General features: G+C 53.6%; 21 protein-coding genes. 13 read left to right on the top strand and 8 right to left on the bottom strand.

Going from position 1 to position 23082, the window contains the following annotated elements:
- The first annotated feature begins 341 nt into the window (after positions 1-341).
- The 6 genes from AC0VXT_RS14800 to AC0VXT_RS14775 all read left to right on the top strand — a co-directional run bounded on the left by AC0VXT_RS14800 (position 342) and on the right by AC0VXT_RS14775 (position 7082).
- A complete protein-coding gene (locus tag AC0VXT_RS14800; protein WP_101299816.1) occupies positions 342-1127 on the top strand; it encodes a DeoR/GlpR family DNA-binding transcription regulator in 786 nt (261 codons plus the stop codon).
- On the top strand, positions 1124-2686 hold the full coding sequence (locus tag AC0VXT_RS14795; protein WP_475546030.1) for a sugar ABC transporter ATP-binding protein: 1563 nt from the start codon (positions 1124-1126) through the stop codon (positions 2684-2686). The genes AC0VXT_RS14800 and AC0VXT_RS14795 overlap by 4 nt, the downstream gene beginning before the upstream one ends.
- A gap of 40 nt (positions 2687-2726) precedes the next feature.
- Positions 2727-3710, top strand: coding sequence for an ABC transporter permease subunit (locus AC0VXT_RS14790; protein WP_240626295.1), 984 nt, complete (start codon positions 2727-2729; stop codon positions 3708-3710).
- Between the two features lie 42 nt (positions 3711-3752).
- Positions 3753-4733 (top strand): ABC transporter substrate-binding protein, encoded by a 981-nt coding sequence (locus AC0VXT_RS14785; protein WP_475546029.1) that lies wholly within the window; start codon positions 3753-3755, stop codon positions 4731-4733.
- A 74-nt stretch (positions 4734-4807) separates the two neighbouring features.
- Entirely contained in the window at positions 4808-5500 is a 693-nt protein-coding gene (gene araD, locus AC0VXT_RS14780) for an L-ribulose-5-phosphate 4-epimerase AraD (protein WP_101300060.1), read from the top strand.
- 10 nt (positions 5501-5510) lie between these two features.
- Complete coding sequence (locus AC0VXT_RS14775) at positions 5511-7082, top strand: ribulokinase (RefSeq protein ID WP_475546028.1); 1572 nt, start codon at positions 5511-5513, stop codon at positions 7080-7082.
- 110 nt (positions 7083-7192) lie between these two features.
- Here the strand turns inward: AC0VXT_RS14775 and purB are convergent, their stop codons facing one another.
- The gene (gene purB, locus AC0VXT_RS14770) at positions 7193-8503 is read right to left on the bottom strand and encodes an adenylosuccinate lyase (protein ID WP_475546027.1); all 1311 of its coding nucleotides are present in this window, start codon (positions 8501-8503) and stop codon (positions 7193-7195) included.
- A gap of 290 nt (positions 8504-8793) precedes the next feature.
- On the opposite strand from purB, the gene AC0VXT_RS14765 reads away from it, so the two are divergent.
- From AC0VXT_RS14765 to AC0VXT_RS14755, 3 genes are all read left to right on the top strand, one after another.
- Entirely contained in the window at positions 8794-10545 is a 1752-nt protein-coding gene (locus AC0VXT_RS14765; protein WP_475546026.1) for a GAF and HD-GYP domain-containing protein, read from the top strand.
- A gap of 179 nt (positions 10546-10724) precedes the next feature.
- Complete coding sequence (locus tag AC0VXT_RS14760; RefSeq protein WP_475546025.1) at positions 10725-11942, top strand: AraC family transcriptional regulator; 1218 nt, start codon at positions 10725-10727, stop codon at positions 11940-11942.
- 126 nt (positions 11943-12068) lie between these two features.
- Entirely contained in the window at positions 12069-12920 is an 852-nt protein-coding gene (locus tag AC0VXT_RS14755) for a MipA/OmpV family protein (protein WP_430469580.1), read from the top strand.
- A gap of 124 nt (positions 12921-13044) precedes the next feature.
- Here AC0VXT_RS14755 and AC0VXT_RS14750 read toward each other — a convergent pair whose 3' ends face one another.
- The 4 genes from AC0VXT_RS14750 to sfsA all read right to left on the bottom strand — a co-directional run bounded on the left by AC0VXT_RS14750 (position 13045) and on the right by sfsA (position 15994).
- Positions 13045-13434: a VOC family protein gene (locus AC0VXT_RS14750; RefSeq protein ID WP_475546024.1), complete on the bottom strand. Its 390-nt coding sequence runs from the start codon at positions 13432-13434 to the stop codon at positions 13045-13047.
- 46 nt (positions 13435-13480) lie between these two features.
- Positions 13481-14341: a RadC family protein gene (gene radC / locus AC0VXT_RS14745; RefSeq protein WP_475546023.1), complete on the bottom strand. Its 861-nt coding sequence runs from the start codon at positions 14339-14341 to the stop codon at positions 13481-13483.
- A 22-nt stretch (positions 14342-14363) separates the two neighbouring features.
- On the bottom strand, positions 14364-15170 hold the full coding sequence (gene map, locus AC0VXT_RS14740; RefSeq protein WP_475546022.1) for a type I methionyl aminopeptidase: 807 nt from the start codon (positions 15168-15170) through the stop codon (positions 14364-14366).
- Positions 15171-15280: 110 nt separating this feature from the next.
- Positions 15281-15994 carry a DNA/RNA nuclease SfsA gene (sfsA, locus tag AC0VXT_RS14735; protein WP_475546021.1) on the bottom strand — a complete coding sequence of 238 codons (714 nt, stop codon included), beginning with the start codon at positions 15992-15994 and terminating at the stop codon, positions 15281-15283.
- Between the two features lie 355 nt (positions 15995-16349).
- Between sfsA and AC0VXT_RS14730 the strand changes: the two genes are divergently transcribed.
- Both AC0VXT_RS14730 and AC0VXT_RS14725 read left to right on the top strand, forming a co-directional pair.
- A complete protein-coding gene (locus AC0VXT_RS14730) occupies positions 16350-16997 on the top strand; it encodes a hypothetical protein (protein ID WP_475546020.1) in 648 nt (215 codons plus the stop codon).
- A 28-nt stretch (positions 16998-17025) separates the two neighbouring features.
- On the top strand, positions 17026-17244 hold the full coding sequence (locus tag AC0VXT_RS14725; RefSeq protein WP_475546019.1) for a DUF6500 family protein: 219 nt from the start codon (positions 17026-17028) through the stop codon (positions 17242-17244).
- 3 nt (positions 17245-17247) lie between these two features.
- Here AC0VXT_RS14725 and AC0VXT_RS14720 read toward each other — a convergent pair whose 3' ends face one another.
- From AC0VXT_RS14720 to AC0VXT_RS14710, 3 genes are all read right to left on the bottom strand, one after another.
- Positions 17248-18159 (bottom strand): methyltransferase domain-containing protein, encoded by a 912-nt coding sequence (locus AC0VXT_RS14720; protein WP_475546018.1) that lies wholly within the window; start codon positions 18157-18159, stop codon positions 17248-17250.
- 84 nt (positions 18160-18243) lie between these two features.
- Complete coding sequence (locus AC0VXT_RS14715; protein WP_475546017.1) at positions 18244-20376, bottom strand: 2Fe-2S iron-sulfur cluster-binding protein; 2133 nt, start codon at positions 20374-20376, stop codon at positions 18244-18246.
- A gap of 98 nt (positions 20377-20474) precedes the next feature.
- Entirely contained in the window at positions 20475-21092 is a 618-nt protein-coding gene (locus AC0VXT_RS14710) for a glutathione S-transferase family protein (RefSeq protein ID WP_475546016.1), read from the bottom strand.
- A gap of 136 nt (positions 21093-21228) precedes the next feature.
- Here AC0VXT_RS14710 and AC0VXT_RS14705 point away from each other — a divergent pair, with 136 nt between their 5' ends.
- Positions 21229-22125, top strand: coding sequence for a LysR family transcriptional regulator (locus AC0VXT_RS14705; protein ID WP_475546015.1), 897 nt, complete (start codon positions 21229-21231; stop codon positions 22123-22125).
- A 78-nt stretch (positions 22126-22203) separates the two neighbouring features.
- Positions 22204-22995 (top strand): double zinc ribbon domain-containing protein, encoded by a 792-nt coding sequence (locus AC0VXT_RS14700; protein WP_475546014.1) that lies wholly within the window; start codon positions 22204-22206, stop codon positions 22993-22995.
- The last annotated feature ends 87 nt before the right edge of the window (positions 22996-23082 follow it).

Below are 23082 nucleotides of genomic sequence, written 5' to 3'. Positions count from 1 at the left end.
CGTTTTGTTGAAGACTCGGCTTGGCCGGGTTTGGTCTCGGCAGAGCAAAGCTTAGCTGAGGTCTTGCTGTTTTCCTCCTCTGCAGACCAGCGACTCCCTAGGCGGTCTTCGGCGACTCTGGCGCCTGATATACGCACAACTCAGCCGGGAATTTTCTTTGAAACACTCTTTTTAACGGCAATACACATGCTGTGTGTTTGTGTTTTTTGCTCATGTGTGGTGCGATAATGATCATTTTGTTTCATTATATGACTAAAATATTGCAAAAAAGATAAAGATCGTTCATCGTCAAGGGTAATGATCGGTGGAAATAAAACCGACACTCTAGGGATGGACGTCGAATGAGTGATCTACCAAGACACCAGGCAATCGTTGAATTGCTGGAAGAAAAGACCTTTGTTTCGGTCAATGAGCTTGCATCTGTCATGGGTGTCTCGTCTGCTACGGCGCGACGCGATATCGAAAAGCTTTCGGATGCGGGATTGGGCCAGAAAGTTCACGGTGGAATCGCGGCAAACGCGGTGCCCATGCAGCGTCGTGCGGTCAATCTGCCCTTCATTGAAAACCGTGACATTGCGGTCGAGAATAAGCGCGCAATTGCCCAGGCCGCCGCGAGCCTTGTGCGCGATGGTTCATCAATCATCATTCATGCGGGTTCGACCTGTTTTCACTTCGGTACCCAGATTGCGTCGCGCAATATTCGCGTCTTTACCAATTCAACGCCGCTTGCGGGCTATCTCTCGGAAAATGGCACGTGCCAGCTGACGGTAGGTGGCGGTGATGTGCACCGTGAACCGGGGATTCTCTATGATCCTGCGGGCAAGGGCTATGACTTCTTTGCGGATCAGTTCTTTGTGGGCGCTCTTGGGATCAGCTCACAAGGGCTGCTCGAAAGTCATCCGTTGCTGGTGCGGTTGTGTGATGACATGTCACGACAGGCAAATGAAACGATCGTACTCGTTGACAGTCGCAAGTTCGCCGAGCGCCCACCGACGGTCGCGCTGCCGCTCACGCGTGTTCACCGGCTCATCACGGATGACGGCTTAACCGATGCCGATGCCAAGGTTTTAGAAGATCACGGTGTTGATTACGTGGTTGTGGAAGCAAGGGAGAGCAAAGGAAAATGACCCCACAAGAACACCCTTTGCTTGAGATGCGCGACATTTCCAAGACCTTTGGGTCAGTTGTTGCGCTGTCAGGCGTATCGCTCACGGCGTATGGCGGCGAGGTTCACGCCCTAATGGGGGAAAACGGTGCTGGAAAATCAACACTGATGAAGATCCTGTCGGGGGCCTATACCCCCGATGCTGGCGGTGATATCCGCATCAATGGGGCGGCCATTCAGACCGGAAGTCCCAAAATTTCCCAAGCCAACGGGATTGCCGTGATCTATCAGGAATTGACGTTGGCCCCCAATCTGACGGTTGCAGAGAATGTCTTCCTTGGCAATGAGCGCACACGCCGTGGCATCGTTAACCGGGCCGCGATGCGCGAAGAAACAACCCCGATCCTCGAACGTCTTGGCGTCAAATTCAGTGCGTCAACGCAGGTGGCATCCTTGTCGCTTGGCGAACGCCAACTGGTCGAAATTGCGCGCGGCATGTCACGCGGGGCACGGATCATCGTGATGGATGAACCGACGACGTCCTTATCAAGCAGCGAAACCGAAAAGTTGTTTGACGTGATCGCCGGACTGAAGGCCGAAGGCATTGCGATTATTTATATTTCGCATCGCATGGAAGAAATATATCGCCTGTCTGACCGTTGCTCGGTTCTGCGTGATGGCCACTATGTCGGCACACTCGAACATGACGATTTAAATGCCGAGCGCCTGGTGTCGATGATGGTCGGGCGCGATATGTTGACATTCTACACCAAGGAACACAAGCCCCACACCGGCGACCGTGACATCGTTTTGTCAGTGAAAGGCATGACCGATTCTCGTCTGGTGAAAGACTGTTCGTTTGATGTTCATCAGGGCGAAGTTCTGGGCATTGCCGGGCTTGTCGGTTCTGGTCGGACAGAACTTGCGCGTTTGATTTATGGCGCTGACCCTGCCGTATCGGGCAAGGTGTTTTTGAACGGTAAGGACGTGACACCGACATCACCGCGTGATGCCCTGGCCGAAGGGATCGCCTACCTGACCGAGGATCGTAAGGAACTTGGTCTGTTTCTTGATATGTCGATCTCCGACAATATCAATATATCGGTGATGGAAAACGATTCCGGTCTTGGTGGGACACGCCGCTTTGGCAAAGAAGAAGCGCGCGCACGTCAGTCGTTTGAGAACCTCGAAATCAAATCACCGTCCTCCAAAATCACGGTCGGCTCGCTGTCTGGTGGCAATCAACAGAAGGTTCTGCTTGCCCGCCTGCTTGAAGCCAAGCCCAAGGTGATCATCCTCGATGAACCGACGCGGGGTGTGGATGTTGGTGCGAAATCGGAAATCTACCGCCTGATCGACGGTCTTGCTCAGCAGGGCATTGCGATCATGATGATTTCCAGCGAATTGCCCGAGATCATTGGCGTGTCTGATCGTGTGTTGGTCATGCGAGAGGGTGTCATCGCCGGCGAGATATCTCCGGAAGACGGCAAGGCCATTGAGCAAGAAGATATCATGCGGCTTTCAACGGGCCCCTCGGCCAGCCCTTCTGGCGATCATCGTCGTCAAACAGTAACCGCATAAGCTGCCTTATCCTGACTCCCAAAAAGATGGAGACCGAGACGTGACCAACATCGCTGATGCCCAAAACAAGAACAACAGCTTAAAAATACAAGGCGTGATCAGGGCGCTGGGTATGCTGCCGGTTCTGATTCTGCTGGCCATTGGGTTCCAGCTTCTGACGGGCAAGTTTCTTTCAGTGAACAACCTGTCCATCGTGATGCAACAGGCATCGATTAACATTGTCCTGGCAGCGGGGATGACTTTTGTGATCCTGACCGGCGGGATCGACCTGTCTGTCGGCTCGGTCCTTGCTGCATCGGCGATGGGGGCTCTGATTGTGTCTCTTGTGCCGGGCATCGGGTGGATGGCTATTCCTGCTGGACTGGCTTTGGGGCTGATGTTTGGTCTCGTCAACGGCGCTTTGATCGCGTTATTGGCGTTGCCACCGTTTATTATCACCCTGGGTTCATTAACCGCCGTTCGCGGTGTTGCCCGACTGATGGGCGAAGACACCACGGTCTTTAACGGACAGCTTCCCTTCGCCGTCATCGGGAATGGTTCCTTTCTGGGGATTCCCATTCTGGCGCTGATTGCATTGACCGTCATCGTGGCGTGTTGGTTCATCTTGCGGCGTACGGTTCTGGGGACTTGGATTTATGCCATCGGTGGCAATCACGAAGCTGCCCGTCTGACCGGGATTAAGGTTTCATTTGTTCTGTTGTTCGTTTATGGCGCGTCCGGTTTTCTGGCCGGGGTTGGCGGTATCATGTCTGCCGCACGACTTTATGCCGCCAACGGCCTGCAACTTGGTCAGGCCTACGAACTCGACGCTATTGCGGCCGTGATCCTTGGTGGGACCAGCTTCGTCGGTGGCGTCGGTTCAATCTGGGGCACACTTGTTGGCGCGCTGATCATTGCTGTGCTGACCAATGGTCTGATCCTGACTGGTGTTTCCGATATTTGGCAATTCATCATTAAGGGGCTCGTCATTATCGCTGCCGTTTCCCTTGATCGCTACCGCCTCAAAAGCGGTAACCGCACCTAAGTCTCTCAATGACAAAAATGCATATCAATCTAGGAGGAAAAAATGCAAATTACCAAGAACCTCATGCCGGTACTCAAGAAAATGATGCTGGGCACGGCTCTTGCTGCCTCATTGGCTGGCGGTTTGATGCCGTCGGCGGCACAGGCCGACGATAAGAAACTCGAAAGCATCGGCATCTCTGTTGGTCTGCTGGGCAACCCGTTCTTTGTTGCCACCATTAAAGGCATCGAAGACCACGCCCGCGCAATCAATCCTGATGTCAACATCACCTCGGTATCTGCTGACTACGATCTCAATAAGCAAGTCAGCCAGATCGACAGCTTCATTGCCAAGGGCGTTGACATCATCATGCTCAATGCCGTTGACGAAGAGGCAATTGCCCCTGCCGTCATGCGTGCAAAGAATGCTGGTATTGTCATTTCCGCCTTTGACGTTTCCGCACCGGGTGCCGATGTCACGGTCATGACCGACAATATCGCAGCAGGCCGCAAGGCATGTGAGTACATCGTCGAGCAACTTGACGGTAAGGGCAATGTTGCCATCATCAAAGGCCCGTCTTCGTCCTCGCTGAACGACCGCTTCAAAGGCTGCTCAGATGTCTTTGCTTCGGCAGACGGCATCACGGTTCTTTCCGATGATCAGAACGGCCAAGGTTCGCGTGATGGCGGCCTGCAGGCTATGCAGGGGCTTCTGACCCGTTTTGATGATCTTGATGCAGTGTTCGGTGCGAATGATCCGATGGCGCTTGGTGCGCAACTCGCAGCAAAGCAGTTGGGCCGGACCAATTTGATCATCACCGGTGTTGACGGTGCACCAGACACCGAAGCCAGCCTTGCTGAGGCAGACTCTTTGCTTAAAGCTTCTGCATCGCAGGATCCCTACACGATGGCCGGTCGTGCGCTCGACATGGGCTACGCATTCTTCCAGGGCGAACGTCCAGAACAGCCGACCGTCCTGATCGAGCCGATGCTGATTACGGCTGACAACCTTGATGAATACAAAGGTTGGACCGCCAAGCGTTAAGCTTCGTTTACATGGTGCGCCGGTTGCCGGCGCACCATTCTTTTGACTTTCTCTGATACCGGATGATGACCATCATGAACCTTGATACGCTGAAAGCGAATGTGCTTAACGCGAACCTTGCAACCGTTCGTCACGGACTGGTCAAGGCAACCTTCGGCAACGCCAGCGGCATTGATCGCGAAAGTGGTCTTATCGCCATCAAGCCAAGCGGCGTACCCTACGAAGACATGACGGCCGATCATATGGTGGTCTGTGATCTTGACGGCCGCAGTCAAACCAACCTGTATCGTCCATCATCTGACCTTGAAACACATCTTGCACTTTATCGTGCGTTCGATGGTGTTGGTGCGATTATTCACACCCATTCCACCTTCGCGACGATCATGGCCCAGGCGCGCCATCCAATCATTTCGCTGGGGACCACGCATGCCGATTATTTCCATGGCACGATCCCGGTCACCCGCAATTTGACGCCAGAAGAAATCAAGTCACGCTACGTCGCCGCAACGGGTGACGTCATTGTCGAAGCATTCGAAGGACGTGATCCGCTTGAGGTCCCCGCCGCATTGGTCGCGGGCCATGGCCCTTTTGTCTGGGGCGATACGCTTGAAAGTGCGGTTTTGAATGCGATGATCCTTGAAGAAGTCGCAAAAATGGCATGGCATACCTTGACCATTTCACCTTCCGCATCGCCGATTTCACAGGACCTTCAGGATCGCCATTACCTGCGAAAGCATGGTGAAAATGCGACCTATGGACAGAACTGAGAGATAACACATGACCTATGTTGTCGGTGCCGATTTCGGCACACTTAGCGTCCGCGTTACGTTGATGGACTGCGACAGCGGTGCGACAGTTGCATCTGTCTCGGAAGGCTATCCGTTGCATCGAAACCCTGCCGATCCGCTGATGGCGCGTCAAGCCCATGCCGATCACATGGCATCCCTTGTCCGTGCGACCCGTGGTGCGATCAAGGCGGCCGGTATTGATGGCCATGACATCGCGGCTTTTGCGGCTGATACCACCGGATCAAGTGTGGTGGTGGTCGATAAAAACTTACAGCCACTGGCTGATTATTATCTTTGGGCCGATCATTCCGCCCATGCCGAGGCCGAAGAAATCACCGCATTGGCGCGGCGCGAAGGACTGGAAGCACTCGACTGGTGCGGTGGCACATATTCCCACGAATGGGGCTACGCCAAACTGCTGCATTTCTTGCGCAACAATCCGGACAAACGCGATCAGGTTGCGACCGCCCTTGAACATTGCGACATGGTGGCCGCGACCCTGTCGGGCGTTAAGGATGTTTCTGACATTCCCCGGTCCATTTGTGCAATGGGGCATAAATGGATGTGGAACCCAAAATGGGGCGGGTATCCATCGCAGGACTTCCTGTCGCGCGTTGATCCGTTGCTTGACGGGATTAACGCCAAGCTTGAAGGCCGCTTTGGCATGGCGCCAGAAGTGGCCGGGTATTTGTCTGAAGAATGGGCTGAAAAACTGGGCCTGAAAGCCGGCATCCCGATCCCGTTTGGCGCGTTTGATGCCCATTGGGATGCGCTGGGCAGCGGCGGCACGCAGGGTGATGTGGTCAATGTGGTTGGCACGTCCACCTGCTTTATCGCAATTGCCCCCGATGATGTTGTCCCGGTTCCGGGTATTTGCGGTGTTGTGCCGGGCAGTGTCACGCCCGAAACAACTGGTATCGAAGCTGGCCAGTCGGCAACGGGGGACGTTTTCGAAGCCATCGCCAGACGGTCGGGTCGCGATTTGCCGACCTTGATGCAAGGATTGGATGCCTATCGCCCCGGTCAAACCGGACTTTTGCGCCTGCCGTGGGATAATGGTGATCGCACCGTTCTGGTGCGTCCTGATTTGGGCGGCATTACGCTGGGCTGGGATTTGGGGCACGAGGCCGAAGACGAACTTCACGCCGCCATCGAAGGCATGGCAATGCACACCCGCATCATCCATGACCGGATGGAGCAATGCGGCATGAAAATTCGTCATGTTGTGAATGGCGGCGGCATTCCCCAAAAGAACGACGTTTTAAATCAGGTCTATGCCGATGTGTTAAATCGTCCGGTGCATGTGCCTGAAAGCTCCCCAACCGGGGTGGGGTCCTGCATCATGGCGTCCGTTGCCTGTGGTGCGATCGCTGACATCGCAACCGCACAGCAACGTCTTGCGCCCAAGCCGCGCATTATCAATCCGCGTCCTGATGCGGTTGCAACCTATAACGAATTGTTTGAAATCTTCCGCGCGATTTATATGGGCTTTGGACAAGGAGACCCGCTCGATCTTGGAAGTATCTTGCCGCGTCTTCGCGCCTTTCGTATTGGCGGGTAACGGCCCCAAAGGTCGTCGTAACAACGTGGTTTGAGTGTTCAAAAATCAAAACAAAAAGCCCCGGCCGTTTAAAACGTGCCGGGGCTTTGTTTTGTCTACAGTGGTCTGCCTTAGTCGGCAAAGACGCGGGCAAAGATCGTGTCAACATGCTTGGTGTGATAGCCAAGGTCAAACAGCGCTTCGAGCTTATCGCTCGGGATTTTCGCAGTAACGTCTTCGTCGGTTTTCAGAAGCGACAGAAGATCGCCTTCGCGGTTCCAGACTTTCATCGCGTTACGCTGAACGATGCGATATGAATCTTCGCGCGATACGCCATATTGGGTCAGGGTCAGCAACACGCGCTGCGAGAACACCAATCCACCCATCTGATTAAGAATCTCGTCCATCCGTTCGGGATAGATCACAAGGTTCTCAACCACATTGGCCAAACGCATCAAAGCAAAATCAAGCGTTACGGTCGCATCCGGACCGATATTGCGTTCGACCGAGCTATGCGAAATGTCACGTTCATGCCAAAGGGCCACGTTTTCCATCGCCGGAATTGCCATCGAACGCACCAGACGGGCAAGGCCGGTCAGGTTTTCGGTCAGAACCGGGTTGCGTTTATGTGGCATCGCCGAGGAGCCTTTCTGCCCCTTGGAGAAAAACTCCTCAACTTCGCGAACTTCGGTGCGCTGCAGATGACGAATTTCGGTTGCCAGATGTTCGATCGATGATGCAATCACACCAAGGGTCGCAAAATAGGCCGCATGACGGTCGCGCGGGATGACTTGGGTTGAAACCGGTTCAGGTTTCAGACCAAGTTTCGCAGCAACATGTTCTTCAACGCTCGGATCGATGTTGGCGAATGTGCCAACCGCACCGGAAATCGCACAGGTGGCGATTTCTTCGCGGGCGGCAACCAGACGATCACGGTTGCGTTTGAATTCGGCATAGAAGGTGGCAAGTTTCAGACCAAAGGTCACCGGTTCTGCGTGAATGCCGTGCGAACGGCCCATGCAGGGGACGTCTTTGGTTTCATAGGCGCGCTTTTTAAGCGCAGCCAGAAGCTTGTCCATATCTTCAAGCAGGATGTCGGTTGCTTGGGTCAACTGAACGTTAAAGCAGGTATCAAGAACGTCCGAGCTGGTCATGCCCTGATGAACAAAGCGGGCTTCTTCGCCGACCTGTTCAGACAGTTCGGTCAGAAACGCAATGACGTCATGTTTGACTTCGGCCTCAACCGTGTCGATGCGATCAATGCGGTCCTGAGTATAAGGTTTGTCACCTTTTTCCCAAACCAGCTTGGCAGATTGGGTCGGGATAACACCGAGTTCAGCCAGTTTGTCAGCAGCGTGTGCTTCGATTTCAAACCAGATACGGAATTTGTTCGCCGGTTCCCAGATGGCAGTCATCTGTGGACGGGAATAACGGGGGATCATGCGGTCGCCTCCGGGCAAGATGGTTGGGTGCCGGGGTATGATCTGAATGATCGGATTGCGTGATCACTTACACGATCATCAGGCCAGCACGCTTTCACCGCGTCGGATAGTCCATTCCGGCCCGATTGGCAAGCCTGCAGACATGTATGGCTGGGATGTGATTGTATTTTTACGGGTTAAAACTTGTGTTCTGTTAGAATTATAGCAACTTAGATAGAATACATATGCAAACGGACATTACGTATATGATGGCATTCTGGTCATCCGGTTGTTGAGTGGACAGGAAATTAATGACGCGCGAAGGCGACGGGGCGAAGGATCTTCCAAAAGAAGGGGCTGAGAACCGCGAAACAGACGCCAACTATCTTGCGCAGCTTGTGGATTTGGGTATTGCGCTTTCTGCCGAGCAGGGACGCGAGGAGCTTAACCAGAAGATCCTGATGGCGGCGCGTAAATTCACCAACGCGGATGGTGGGTCGCTTTATCTCGTCAATAAAGACGAAAGCGAGCTGCATTTTCGTATCCTGATGAATGATACGCTCAACACCTTCTTTGTTTCCGGCCGCGAAAATGAAAAACCGTTTCCACCCTTGCCGCTGTATGATGTCGAAGGGCGGCCCAATTATCGCAACATCGCGACATATGTCGCGCTGACTGGCAAGCCGATCAATATCGAAGATGCCTATTGTGCCGACGGGTTTGATTTTTCCGGCACGCGCGCCTTTGATGCCAAAACGGGGTATCGGTCGAAATCATTTTTGACCGTACCGCTAAAAAGTACCCGTGGTGCGATGATGGGTGTGTTGCAGCTGATCAATGCCCGCGATGAAGCCGGGCAGGTGATTGCCTTTGATAAATCAATTGAACCAATCATCGCCGCATTGGCCAGTCAGGCCGCAGTTGCGATTGAAAACAGCCGTCTTTTGCTGGCGCAGCGCGATTTGATGGAAAGTTTCGTGCGCGTATTGGGCCATGCGATTGACGCCAAGTCGCCGCACACGGCCGATCATTGTTCGCGCGTTCCGGTGATTGCGCGCATGTTGGCGCAGGCCGCAGTTGACGACAAACTTGGACCATTTTCCAATTTCTACCTGACCGATATGGAATGGTACGAACTTGATCTGGCCGCCTGGCTTCATGATTGCGGCAAAATCGTCACCCCCGACCATGTGATGGAAAAGGCGACCAAGCTTGAAACCATCCATAACCGTATTCACGAAATTCGCACCCGGTTTGAAGTCCTGCGCCGGGATGCCGAAATCGATATGCTTAAACGCAAACTGGCGGGCGAAGACGCCGATGCCTGCGATGCCGATTTCAAGCAAAAGGTTGCCGATCTGGAAAATCAGTTCGCCATGGTGGCCGATGCCAATATTGGCGATACGGAACTTGATACCGACACCATCTATGCCCTGCACGATATTGCCGAGCTGACATGGGTGCGCCATTTTGATCGAACGGTCGGGCTGTCGTGGTCGGAAAATCAACGGCTGACCGATGCGGATCTGGTAAGCCTACGCGAAGCGGGCACAGAAACCTTGCTGATGGACCGCGAAGATCAAGTGTATCTCGGCTTTAACCGTGGGGAGCTTTATAATCTGTCGATCCCGCACGGCACCCTGACATCCGAAGAACGACAGGTGATCAATGATCACGTTGTCGTGACGCAGGATATGCTTGCCCAATTGCCCTATCCGCGCGAACTGCAACGTATTCCTGCCATTGCGGGCAATCACCATGAAAAAATGGATGGATCAGGGTATCCGCACGGCATCACCAGCGATGACATGGGTATCCTTGAAAAGGTCATGGTCATCGCCGATATTTTCGAGGCCCTGACCGCGGTTGACCGACCCTATAAACGGCCCAAACTTTTGTCTGAATGCATATCGATTTTGGGTGACATGCGCGACAAGGGGCAGATCGACAATGATCTGTTCGAACTGTTTCTGGTCAGCGGAACATACCTTGAGTACGGCAAGAAGTTTCTGAAACCCGGTCAATGCGACGAAGTCGATGTCAGTCAGTTTCTGTCATCGTAACGGGACTGTTTCGGGATGTGACAGCGGCAGGTGTCTTGCAAATGTTTGTTGTAGCACGGCGTACACTGACGTATTCCTGACTGGTGCGTTCGTTTCAGGGGCCAGCGTTCTGCTTGGTCCGACGCATATTCAATTGAGTCCTGATCCTAGAATACCGAACCGCCATGACGGACGTAAGGATGTTTGAAACACTCGATATTCTTTTTCTGATCGTTTCGGTGCTTGGAGCCGCTCAGGCGATTTTCCTGATTATCCTGCTGATGGATGAAGGAAAACGGGCGTTTAAGGCCAATCGCTGGCTGATGATGTTTGGGTTTTCGGTCGGTATGAGTTTTGTCGATGATACGTTAGATCCGATCATCAGTCCGCTTGTTAACCTGTATCTTGTGCCGGTTTTTGCGCCGTTCTTTTTTGCCTTCATTCCGTCGATCTATCTGTATTTCCGCGAAATTTCGGGCGACCCGGCATCACGGCCATACCGGCATTTTCTTGTCCTGGTGCCCGTAGCTGCAGCAATCGGGCTTATGGTCTATTTCAAGCGTTCGCGCATGATCGCCGATGAGGGACATGTGCGTGATGTCGGCTTGCAGATTACGTTCTCGTCGAGTGGTTTGGCAGATATGGTGCTGCTTGCGATCGTCATCCTGTTTTGCACGCTGTTTGCGGTTTACATGACCGGTATCTGGCGACGGGCCCGGCGTTACCTGCAACAGGCGGACTGGCAGCTTCAGGTTGACAGCGAACGGTTGCGTCGCTGGGTGATAGAACTTCTTGTCGGTATGACGATACTGTTTACCGTTTTTACCGTGACCCAGTTGTTTGATCTTTTTGTTTCGCAGGCCGAGTGGCTGTCGCTTGGCGTAAAGGCGGCGTTCGTTCTTGTGTTTTTCCGCATGTGTCAGGTGATTGCGCAGAACCCTGCGCTGTTTGTCCAACCGGAAACCAGTGCGGAAGGTGTGCCCGGTGATGCCGCGACACTGCCAGATACGGGCCGGGATGATGGCGGTGAACAGGCACGGATGCTGCGCATGATTGTCGATGAGGACAATGTCATGCGCATTCGAACCCGGCTTGAGAAAATCGTTGCAAGCCGCAATGTGATGTTCGACCCGCTTCTGACCATGCCGAAACTGGCTGCGGCGGTGGGGGTAACTCCCAATCAACTTTCTTTCGTGCTGAATAAGCATCTGGACAAAAATTTCTTCGATTTCGTCAATGAAGTTCGGATTAATGAGGCAGAGCGCCTTCTGGTTAGCGAATCGGAACGTACTGTCCTCGATATTGCGACCAGTGTTGGCTTCAATTCGAAATCGACTTTCAACCTTGCATTCAAGACGATCACGGGATTGACGCCAAGTAAGTATCGTCATGAAAACGTTGATAAACCAAACGACTAAGGCGTACGAATGCGCATTCGTACCATCCGGGGGCGCCTGATGCGTACGACCATATAACAACGGACGCCAGGTTCAGGGCTTCGGGGCAGTGTCGGCGCATCAACCAATTTCAGGGTGTTCCGATACATGTCTTTCAATCACGTTTTACGCCGCTCCGGTGATATCATGCTTCTTACCGGTCTGGGGCTTTGTACGATGGCGATCATTTTGATGATTGCCGCTCCGGTTCATGCCCAACAAGGCAGAAGAGAAATTCTGCGTGAACAGGTTAACCCAAATGCCGACAGCGAGGACCCGTGGCTTGGCGGCGACTGGCAATTTGGTGCATTTGGACAAATAGAAAGCAATCCTTATCGCGGGGCGGACAGTACCGATTTAGGCGGGCTTCCACTTCTTGCATATGATGCGGAGCGTATGCATATCGGGATTGACGGGATCGACATCAAAGCCTGGCAAAATGATTTTGCCAGTCTGTCCGTGATCGGTGGCTTCCGTGATGGACCATTTGAGTCAGGTGATAGCAACTACCTGAGAGGAATGAAGGATACCGACATGGGATATGATGTTGGTATTGGCTTTAGCACGCGGTTATGGCGCGGCGAACTGATTGGAAGCTATCTGACCGATGTTGCCGATACCCATAACGGTCATGAAGTTGATGTATCCTATTTCGTGCCGCTGCAATTAGGGGATGTCAACTTTGAATGGGGTGCCGGTGTTACGTGGCAAAGCGAGAACCTGGTTGATTATGGAACGGGTGTTTCGCGCGCTGAAGTCCGAAGCGACCGGGCATACTATGCCCCGGATGCGACCTTCCTGCCGCATCTTGATGTGACCGTCGCCTATCCGTTGACCGAAAGCCTCAATATCATTGGCACCGGCGGGTTCATCTATCTGTCAGATGAATATACCGACAGCCCGATCATTGACGATGATTACGTTCTCAGTGCCGGTCTTGGGCTTGTTTATACCTTTTAGGATCAAGGCCCGTTCATTGAATGGACCTTGATCCGGTATCTGGGCATAACTTCCTTTGTCCAAGTCTATTCTGGCGGATCGGCACCACAACGCCCGATCCGCCATTTTTATCGATCTTCTGGGATCAGGCTTTCAGTTCCAGCAAATCCCACTTATTGCCATACAGGTCTTCAAATACGGCGACGGTGCCATAGGGTTCATGGCGTGGCTGTTCGAGAAATGGCACGCCGGCTTGGCGCATGCGGTCATAATCGCGGGCAAAATCATCGGTATTGAGGAAAAATCCAACCCGGCCACCCGTTTGATCGCCGATGATGCATGTTTGGCGCTCGCCGCTTGCACGGGCCAGCAGAATGCGGGTTTCCTGTGCCCCCTTGGGTCCAACAACCACCCAGCGTTTGCCATCCCCAAGATCGGTATCTTCAAGAAGCTCAAACCCGACCTTATCGGTATAAAACGCAATGGCATCGTCGTAATCGCGTACAACAAGCGTGATCAAACCAATATGGGGCATGGTAATTTTTCCGGTTGGAAATAGGGGGAGCTGTAGGGTGGTGGCCTTAAATCAAACCAAGGGTTTTAAACGAATTATATCCCGCCTGACTGATGATGATGTGGTCATGCACCGCAATCTCCATCGCCTTGGCGGCCTCAACGATCTTGCGCGTCATCTCGATATCACCGCGTGACGGGGTGGCGTCCCCGCTTGGATGATTATGGACCAGTATGATTGCGGAGGCATGCAGCTCAAGCGCGCGTTTGATGACTTCGCGTGGATAAACCGGGGTATGATCGACTGTGCCGCGTTGATGGCATTCATCGGCAATCAGGCGGTTTTTACGATCCAGAAACAGCAAATGCAGTTCTTCATTTTTCAAATGCCCGATCCGCACCCGGCAATAGTCAATCAACTGTTCCCAACTGGCAATCACCGGCAGTTCCATCGCCCGTTCACGCGATAAATGCTGTGCGCTGGCCTCGGCAATCTTGATCGCGGCAATGCCGGCCTCGCCAAGCCCCTTGGCCTTGTGCAAATCTTCGGGGCGGGCGGATAACACATTGGCAAAACTGCCAAACTGCGCAATCAGCGATTTGGCCAGCGGTTTAACGTCGCCACGCGGCATCGCCATGCACAGCATCAATTCGAGTAACTCATAATCGGCCAAGGCGGTCGCACCGCCCTTGATAAAGCGGTCGCGCAACCGTTGGCGGTGGCCGTGATAATGCGGCTTGGCGGATTTCGGTGTTGTGGCGTCTGCCGACGATGCGGGCAGGGGCGTATCGTGCTCGGAAACGGGTCGGGATGCCGGGCTCAGTATCGCAGAAGGGACATCGCGGGCCTGATCAAAAAACACCCGCGTCCCGTCATCGATTTCAGAAGTCGGGGTCAAAGCAGCTTTGCGATTTTTGGTGTCGCTCAAATCTGCTTCCCCCGTTTACCCGTTACTCGGCAGCTTTGCCAAGATCATAGGGTGGTTTGTCCAGACCGGCCGGTGAGCGGGTAAAGATTTCAAACCCGTCGTCGGTCACGCCAAGCGAATGTTCAAACTGTGACGACAGTTTGCGGTCTCGCGTCACCGCTGTCCAGCCATCAGGTAAAATTTTACACGCATAAGTGCCCTGATTGATCATCGGCTCAATCGTAAAGATCATGCCGGGTTCCAGAACAAGCCCTTCGCCCGGCTTGCCGTAGTGCAGGATATTCGGCGCATCATGAAACACCTGACCAAGCCCGTGACCACAGAAATCACGCACGACAGAGAACCGCTCACCTTCGGCATAGGACTGGATCGCATGGCCAATATCGCCAAGCGTTGCGCCCGGTTTCACCGCGTTAATCCCGCGCCAAAGCGCCTCATAGGTCACATCGACAAGACGCTGCGCCATGACTTTGGGTGTTCCGGCAATATACATGCGCGATGTGTCGCCATACCAGCCATCAACAATGACGGTGACATCAATGTTCATGATGTCGCCATTCTGAAGTTTCTTGTCACCCGGGATGCCGTGGCAGACCACATGGTTGATTGATGTGCAGATTGATTTCGGAAAACCGCGATAATTCAGGCAGGCCGAAATCGAATTGTGATCGCGGATATATTCATCACACAGGCGATCAAGTTCACCCGTGGTCACCCCCGGCACAACATGCGGGGTAATCATATCAAGCACTTCCGCTGCCAGCCGTCCGGCGGCGCGCATGCCTTCAAATGCTTCGGGGCCGTGAAGTTTAACTTTTCCGTTCGCCACCCGAAATCTCCTTAAGCTCGGCTACATATCTATCGAATTTGTTGAACAATGACATAAAGCCAGATGCCGGAATTGGCAAGGTTTGGCTGATATGCGCGTGGTTTAGGCCACTACAGCCCGACAATCGGCAATGCGTTGCGCACCGTTACCGTATCGGTATCAATCGCACAATCATAGGCAATCGCCTCAACCCCGTTTTCGCGCGCGGCCTTAAACCGATCGCCATAGTGCGGATCAATATCGGTCGAAAGCGTAAACCGGTCACAATCGGTCCGCTGGATCAGGTAAAACATCACCGCCCGGTTGCCTTCGGCGACCATATCGGTCATTTCATCCAAATGCTTTGCCCCGCGTGCGGTGACTGCATCGGGGAACTCGGCCAACCCCGGCACGTCTTCGTCACGTTTAAGATGGACGTTTTTGACCTCGACATAACAAAGCCCCCGGTCCGGATCAGACAGCAATATATCAATCCGCGAATTCTTGCCGTACTTCACTTCGCGTTTGAGGTTCTGATAGCCCGCAAGCTCTTTGATCTTGCCGGCCAAAATGGCTTCTTCGACAATGGCATTGGGGTGGGATGTATTGATGCCAATCCATGCATCCCCGATCTGGCATAGTTCCCAGCTATATTTCAGTTTGCGTTTGGGGTTGTCTGATTGCGACAGCCAGACATCAATACCGGGTTCCTTAAGCCCGATCATCCCGCCCGGATTGGCACAATGCGCGGTAATAACCTCCCCGCTATCAAGTTCAACATCGGCCAAAAACCGTTTATAGCGTTTGATCAGCTTGCCGTGGATCAATTGTTCAGAAAACCGCATTTGACCCTCCTTCGTTTACTAATTAGTATTTATTTTAACCAGATAAAAATAACAAAAAATTATTATAAAACAATATATTAGTGTTTAATATTTTTGGCCTATAACGGAACTATATCTAGATACTGTTGCTCGAGTGTATTTAAATTTCTGCACGGTTACACCGTTAACTTGTTTTTGTGCAGGAGTGGTTTCCATGGAGTTCCTTACTTCCTTTTTTACTGTCGTTGGCGCTGTCGTTGACGCAAGTCCTCTCGCGATGATCAGTATAATTGCAATCAGTGCGCTTCTCGTAGTTGGCTTCGCTTTGTACGTGGTTTTGTGCGCTTTGAAGAAATAGTTACGCACGGAGTTTTGAATGTCATTTGCGCGTTTGCCAAGTGCGTGGATAAGTCAGCACGATAAGTTACGAGGATTCAGAGCGCCACAAGTTGGTGTCTCGATTGCCGCACTACGTATCCTGATTGTACTCGCTTGCTTCGCCAAAAATGAATCTGAAGATAAGGCCGATAGCGCGACGCAAGGCAGTTGTGAGGTCCGCTACGACAAACTCGAACTATATACGGGAGTTTCGCGCCCTCTGCTGAATCAGGCGATCACTTTGCTGGTGGAACGAGAAATAGTTGTTCGGAGCAGGAGAGGACGTACAAATGTTTATACACTTTGCAATTACACGAACGGTAACGTTTGGTGTAAACTGCCCAAGACACATCTTTACGGAATAGGAGGTCAACGTTTTTCTGGCCTTAAAAGTATGCCTATTCGATCCAGATCATCTTTAGACGCTCTAAAGATATATCTTTTGCTTGCGACGTTTAGGGATAACAACAGTAACGTAGCCAGCTTGAGTTACGACAAAATTGTCGAGTATTCGGGTGTGCTAAGAAAGAACGTTAGTTTGGCTTTAAACGTTTTGCTTGTTGCAGGTTTGATCACCGTACTTAGAGAACGCGACGTGAGCACGGGCAGAAACGAGGCCAATCGTTATAAGATTGTTGGCCTATAGTTAGGATTAGTAGGAAGAGGTCAGCAAAATGCATAAAAGTCTGCGCGATAAAATCATTGCCGTTTGCGACAAAAAGATCGCGCAAAAAGGCCCGAATGTCGGCCTGTCATTCTATGCGTTTTTTGCCAACAGAAACGATGATCCGGATATGCTGATGGAGGCCGCCACATGGTGGATCAAAACCCACCGGCTTGATCATTTCGAAAAGGCCACCAAAATCCGCGAGATGGTTCTTGCGGGCCAATAAGTCTTAGTTTCGCGGTTCCGGCTTGTCTGGAACGTCACCAAGGAAATCCACCAGACTAACCTGACCAGACCCCCGGCGCAGCGGCTTGGGCTGACTGTCATCGGGTGCCCAGCCGGTCAGATAGATCACCTGAAACTTGGCATGCACCCGGCCATCTGGGCGGCCATGGCGTTCGTGATAGATCGCAGCAGCCCGGGCAAGCGTGCTGCGTTTGGTGAATTTCCGGGATCGTTTGGCGACAATGTTGCTTTCGCCCATCCCCGAAAGATCGCGCATCAGTTTAAGCGCATCGGGATAATCAATCGTGATGTCATCGGCGTCCACCACCGGTAGGGCAAAGCCGCTGCGTTGAAGTAATGCACCAGCATCCTTGACATCGACAAACGGGGAAACCCTCGGCGATACGCCGCCTTCTTCTTCGGCCTCAGCCGTCATCAGGGCTTCGCGCAGGTCTTTAAGCGTCTCCCCACCCAGCATAGACGCCAGAAACAACCCATCGGATTTCAGCGCACGGCGCGCCTGAAGCAACATGCCCGGCAGATCATTGACCCAATGCAGGCTCAAGTTCGACAGGATCAGATCAAGCGATCCTTCGGCAAAGGGCAGGAATTCTTCATCCGCCACCATGCTGGACCGGCCATTAAGATCACGCGCGGCCTTGGCATAACGATAGGAGATATCAGCTTGATGCAATGTCTCGACCCGGCTGCTTGCAGAAAGGATCTGTGCCAACTCACCACTATGACAGCCAAGATCAACTGCACGCGGGAAATTGCGCGTGGTGTCTTCAAGCCGGTCGGCCAGTCGGTCGGCGGTTTCGGCAAACAGGAAGTTGAACTCGGACGCGCGTGATGCGGCGCGGTCGCGGCGCAGTTTAAGGATATGACGATCAAAGACCGTGATCGGATCGGCCATGGGGCGGGAAGCTCCGGCAAAGTCGTTTCAAATGTTACGACCTAGATAGAGCGTCCCGCCCCATGGCGCAATCGAAGATCGGCCTTAAAGTTCCAATATGAGCGTCGCATCACCGTCGGTTTCGGATGCGGCGGGCATAGCACAACAGATCAATGCCTCGTCAGGTTTAACCGCCGCACTGGGGTGGGTTTTATAGGTCACGTGTCCTTGTAAAATTTTGGTCCGGCATGTGCCGCAGTTGCCCCCGCGACAGCTGGCTTCCGGGGCAAGTCCGGCATCCTCGGCAAGTTCAAGCAGCGTCTTGTCGGCGTCGGGTTGCCAGATGGCGGCCTGACCGGATTTCGCGAATGCGACCTGTGTTGCTTTGGAACTCGCCGGGGCGAGTTCGGGCAATTGGTCATTGGCATCAAGGCTTCGTTGCAGCGATGCGGGGCCAAAGGCCTCGGCATGGATGCGGTTATTGGTAATGTTTAACCCGCGCAGGCCATCATACATCGCCTGCATGAAGGGCGGCGGCCCACACAGATAAAAATCAAAATCATCAAACGGCAGCAGCGACCGAAGCAAATTCATGTCGATATGACCTGATGCCTCGTAATCCTTGCGCGGTTCGGCTCCATCTGCATCGGCCAGAACCCGGACAAGGCGAATGTTGCCCTGCGCGGCCTTCACAAGTTCAATGATCTCGCTGTCAAAGGCCCGATTAGCGAGATTTCGGGCAGAATAAAACAGCCATGCCGGACGGAAACCGCGCGTGCGCAGTCCTTCATAGACAATATGGCGCAGCATCGAAATCATCGGGGTAATGCCAATGCCGCCCGCCATCAGAACCACCGGCCGCTTTGCGTTGACATCAAGGTGAAACTCCCCGGCTGGTGCCCGCGCCTCGATCATATCGCCAACGCGCAGGGTGTCATGCAAGTGGCTTGAGACAACACCTTCGCGCTTTACGCTGATGCGATAGGTATCATCCGATGGCCCATTTGAAAGCGTATAGGTTCGGATCAACGGCGTGTCCGTGCCGGGTATCTGCACACGGATCGGCAAATGCTGTCCCGCTTTGCTAAGGGCAATGCCGCTTTGGTCCGCCGGTTCAAGGTGAAACGATTTGATCAGGTGGTTTTCCTCGGTAATCCGGGCAATTTTGAACGGACGCCAGCTTTTTGCCGCCTCAATGGCCGCAAGGTTCCGGGCCGCACTTTCCCAATCGCCGGTCAGAAGGCTGTTGGGCGATGCGCCGTCCGCTTGATCGCGCCAGCGTATCGGCAGGGCAGAGTCCCTGAAAACCACCTTGCGCGGGAAAACACGCCAAAGGCGTTCAGCCCCCTGAAAGGCGGCGATTTCCGGCCCTTCGACAATGACGTCGGCATCGCCGGTGATTTGCAAGACATTGCCCGTGTTAAAATCGGTAAAGATCAACCCTGCCTTCGGGTTGGTCAGGATATTGCCCAGCGTGTTGAAAAACAGGTTTCCGGCAAAATCGGGAATGGTCAGGGTGCCGTCGGCGTCTATGTGGACAAACCCGGCTTTGCCGCCGCGATGGGATACATCGACTTCGCGTTTTTTTCCGGCACGATCAACATAGGTTGCGACAAAAAAGGTGTCGGCAGCGGCAATGATCGCCCGTGCCCGTTCATCAAGTTCTGCCGACGTCTCGGCCTGTGGCGCGGCAGGGGCAAGTGGATCACGGATGAATTCAAAATCGCGCAGATGGATATACTGCGGGCAATTGCCATAGCTGTGCCCGACCTCGATGGTAAAGTGATCATCGGAAGAATGCGCAATTGTACCGTTCATACGGTTACGCCGTCTGGTATGCAGTTCAATCCCGATCATGCCGATCGCCGTGCCGTCATGTATGCCGGCATCCGCAGGATCGGTCGCATCGCGCGGGATGCTGACCGAAAGATGATGGGGATCAGGCGAGTTGAGAAAACCGGGGTGGTTGGCGCGAAGGGTTGCCCAGACATCGCCCGCATCATCGACCGTGCCAAATACGGCAAAGGGCAGTTGCGGATAGAACTGACGATGTTGATCAATCAGATGATCACGCAGCACACGTTTGCCCATCTCGGCCATCTTTGTCTCGACACCGACCAACTGCTGCATGTGGATCTCGCCCTCATGCCACGGGCCGGACGTGTCCGCACCTGACGGCGTGAATTGGACGGGGGCGGAAGATGGGATTTTTGAGGGTGATGCACTGCGCGTGTTCATGACAGTTTCCTTTTCGAAGGACGAGGCTCAGGGCCGGTCTTGGGGCAGGGGGGAGTTTGAGCAGGGGCACAAACAAAGTGAAAGACCAACCCCGCCCGTCAGATCGCCTTGCGAAGACCGGCGACTGTTTGCTCAAACGCGACGAAACCGGGCAGGGCTTCAACCCGTTTTAGCCACGCACGCACATTGTCATAGGCGGCAAGGTCAACATTGCCTTCCGGTGCATTGGCGATATAGCTGTAAAGCGCGACATCGGCGATGGTCGGATGATCAAGCGCGATCCAGTCATTACCTGAAAGCTGTTGCTCAATCTGTGCAAGGATGGCATGGGCGCGTGCAATGACTTCCTCGGCATTGAACGGCGCGTTAAACACCGTGATCAGGCGCGCTGCACAAACGCCATAGGCAATCTGCCCGGCCGCAACCGAAAGCCATTTCTGAACTTTGGCGGCACCCTCGGCGTCTTCGGGCAGCCAGTCGGTGGCACCAAGCTTTTTGGCGACATAGGTCATGATGGCAATTGAATCGGCAATCACGACATCGCCATCTTCAAGAACCGGGACCTGCCCAAGCGGGTTCAGTTTAAGGAATTCCGGCGACTTATGTGCGCCGTTGGCCAAATCGACAATGCTTACCTCGTGCTCAACACCCAGAAGGTTTAGAAAAAGATGGGCACGGTGGGCATGACCCGAAAGCGGGAAATGATGCAGTTTCATGATCGCGATCCTTTTCGTGGACAGTGTTTATGGGATGATCTGATCATGATTGTTGCCTCGTGATTGCGGAATATGGTTTTATGGGAATTCATTGTTCCGAAAGGTGGAATAATTAGTCAGCGGCTAGGAAAGCATCATGGATCGATTTCAGGCAATGCGGATTTTTGTCCGCGTCGTCGAAGCCCGAAGCTTCGCCGAAGCCGCGCGACAATTACATTCAAGTCCACCCGCAGTCACACGTGCGGTGGCATATCTTGAACAAATCACCGGTGCGCGGCTTCTGACCCGAACAACAAGATCGGTGACCCTGACCGAACCGGGCGCGCGCTATTATGCCGATTGCAAACGCTTGCTTGCCGCCTTGAACGAGGCCGAAGCCGCCGCAGGGGGCGAGTATGCCAAGCCGAGCGGCACATTGACGATCACCGCCCCGGTTCTGTTCGGGCAGATGTATGTTTTTCCAATTCTGGCCGAATTCCTTGATCTTTATCCCGAGATGCGCGGCCATGCGCTGTTGCTTGACCGGATTGTCAATATTGTCGACGAAGGGATCGATATTGCCATTCGCATCGGTCATATGGCCGACACATCCATGAGCGCGATCAAGGTTGGAACCGTGCGCCATGTCGTTTGCGGTTCACCGGACTACTTTGCACGAAATGGCCGGCCACAGGTGCCCGCAGACCTTGGGACGCATAAGATTATTGCATCGACCGGATCCTCGATACCCCTTGACTGGCAATTTGGCCGGGATCAGAAAATCAACCTTGCCGTCACAGCACGTCTGCAAAGCAATTCGATTGCAGCCGGCCGCCAGGCAGCAATTGACGGCTGGGGCGTGCTGCGCATGCTCTCCTATCAGGCGGCCCCCTATATTCAGGATGGATTGCTTGAAGTGGTTTTAACTGAGTATGAACCCGAACCACTGCCGATCCATATTGTCCATCCCGAAGGCCGCCATGCATCTGCCAAGGTGCGCGCCTTTATTGATCTGGCGGTGGATCGTCTGCGGGCAGACGCGCGCATTAACTAGGGAAGCACATTTTAGGGTCAGGCCCTGGTCCCGGTACGTGCTATATTCCGTTTCCAGTTCAGTGTTTTGGGGCATCTGGTGGGAAACGCATCGTCGCAAATTGGCCGTGTGATCGGCAATATGCTGCAAATCGGGTTGCGAACCGTTTTACCACCGCGTTGCGGCGGATGTGGGGAAATCACTGATACCACCCATGCGGTCTGTGCCGATTGCTGGGCCGGATTGCGGTTTATCACCGCCCCGCAGTGTGCGTGCTGTGGATATCCGTTCGAACTCGATGTTAGCGCTAACATCGAGGCTATTGACCAAGACGCGGATGGTAAAACCCTGTGCGGGAACTGCCATCAAAAGAAACCGGCCTTTGATCAGGCACGTGCGGCCTTGGTCTATGACGATCATAGCCGCGAGTATCTTTTGCGGTTCAAGCATGCGGACCGTACCGATTTAACCCCGCTTCTGGCACGCTGGATGTTTCAGGCCGGACACGATATGTGGGGCGATGCGACGTTGATTTTACCGGTCCCCTTACATCGCCGACGTTTGTTATCGCGGCGCTACAATCAGTCGGGCCTTTTGGCGCAAAGGCTTTCGCGTCACACCGGAATTATTTGGGATGGTTTGGTGTTACGGCGGAACCGCAATACACGAAGCCTTGGCGGATTGGGGCCATCTTCGCGCAAACGCGAGGTTGGCGGGGCGTTTCGCATTGATGAAACCCGTGCGGATCGTCTTGGCCTTGCCGGGGCCAATGTTGTTTTAGTCGATGATGTGCTGACAACCGGGGCAACCGCCAATGCCTGTGCCAGCAGTTTAAAGCAGGCCGGGGCCATGCACGTATCCGTGATCACGGTTGCACGTGTCGTGCGATGACGCGGTGCAGAATTTCTGATATACAGCCCTCATCCAAACTGAATTTCACGCCATATCATGCGTTGGTTTCCCGGATTGCCGGGCGAT

It is taken from the genome of Thalassospira sp. Z349TD_5 (assembly GCF_056173045.1).
This window is presented reverse-complemented; position numbering and strand designations above follow the sequence as displayed.

What these genes read in the sequence shown, in the direction of transcription:
- AC0VXT_RS14750 (WP_475546024.1), bottom strand. Translation starts at nt 13,434, where the DNA reads ATGCCCCATATTGGTTTGATCACGCTTGTTGTACGCGATTACGACGAT.
- AC0VXT_RS14760 (WP_475546025.1), top strand. Translation starts at nt 10,725, where the DNA reads ATGTTTGAAACACTCGATATTCTTTTTCTGATCGTTTCGGTGCTTGGA.
- sfsA (WP_475546021.1), bottom strand. Translation starts at nt 15,994, where the DNA reads ATGCGGTTTTCTGAACAATTGATCCACGGCAAGCTGATCAAACGCTAT.
- AC0VXT_RS14720 (WP_475546018.1), bottom strand. Translation starts at nt 18,159, where the DNA reads ATGGCCGATCCGATCACGGTCTTTGATCGTCATATCCTTAAACTGCGC.
- AC0VXT_RS14715 (WP_475546017.1), bottom strand. Translation starts at nt 20,376, where the DNA reads ATGAACACGCGCAGTGCATCACCCTCAAAAATCCCATCTTCCGCCCCC.
- AC0VXT_RS14795 (WP_475546030.1), top strand. Translation starts at nt 1,124, where the DNA reads ATGACCCCACAAGAACACCCTTTGCTTGAGATGCGCGACATTTCCAAG.
- AC0VXT_RS14775 (WP_475546028.1), top strand. Translation starts at nt 5,511, where the DNA reads ATGACCTATGTTGTCGGTGCCGATTTCGGCACACTTAGCGTCCGCGTT.
- purB (WP_475546027.1), bottom strand. Translation starts at nt 8,503, where the DNA reads ATGATCCCCCGTTATTCCCGTCCACAGATGACTGCCATCTGGGAACCG.
- AC0VXT_RS14755 (WP_430469580.1), top strand. Translation starts at nt 12,069, where the DNA reads ATGTCTTTCAATCACGTTTTACGCCGCTCCGGTGATATCATGCTTCTT.
- AC0VXT_RS14705 (WP_475546015.1), top strand. Translation starts at nt 21,229, where the DNA reads ATGGATCGATTTCAGGCAATGCGGATTTTTGTCCGCGTCGTCGAAGCC.
- AC0VXT_RS14725 (WP_475546019.1), top strand. Translation starts at nt 17,026, where the DNA reads ATGCATAAAAGTCTGCGCGATAAAATCATTGCCGTTTGCGACAAAAAG.
- AC0VXT_RS14730 (WP_475546020.1), top strand. Translation starts at nt 16,350, where the DNA reads ATGTCATTTGCGCGTTTGCCAAGTGCGTGGATAAGTCAGCACGATAAG.
- AC0VXT_RS14785 (WP_475546029.1), top strand. Translation starts at nt 3,753, where the DNA reads ATGCAAATTACCAAGAACCTCATGCCGGTACTCAAGAAAATGATGCTG.
- AC0VXT_RS14800 (WP_101299816.1), top strand. Translation starts at nt 342, where the DNA reads ATGAGTGATCTACCAAGACACCAGGCAATCGTTGAATTGCTGGAAGAA.
- AC0VXT_RS14710 (WP_475546016.1), bottom strand. Translation starts at nt 21,092, where the DNA reads ATGAAACTGCATCATTTCCCGCTTTCGGGTCATGCCCACCGTGCCCAT.
- AC0VXT_RS14765 (WP_475546026.1), top strand. Translation starts at nt 8,794, where the DNA reads ATGACGCGCGAAGGCGACGGGGCGAAGGATCTTCCAAAAGAAGGGGCT.
- araD (WP_101300060.1), top strand. Translation starts at nt 4,808, where the DNA reads ATGAACCTTGATACGCTGAAAGCGAATGTGCTTAACGCGAACCTTGCA.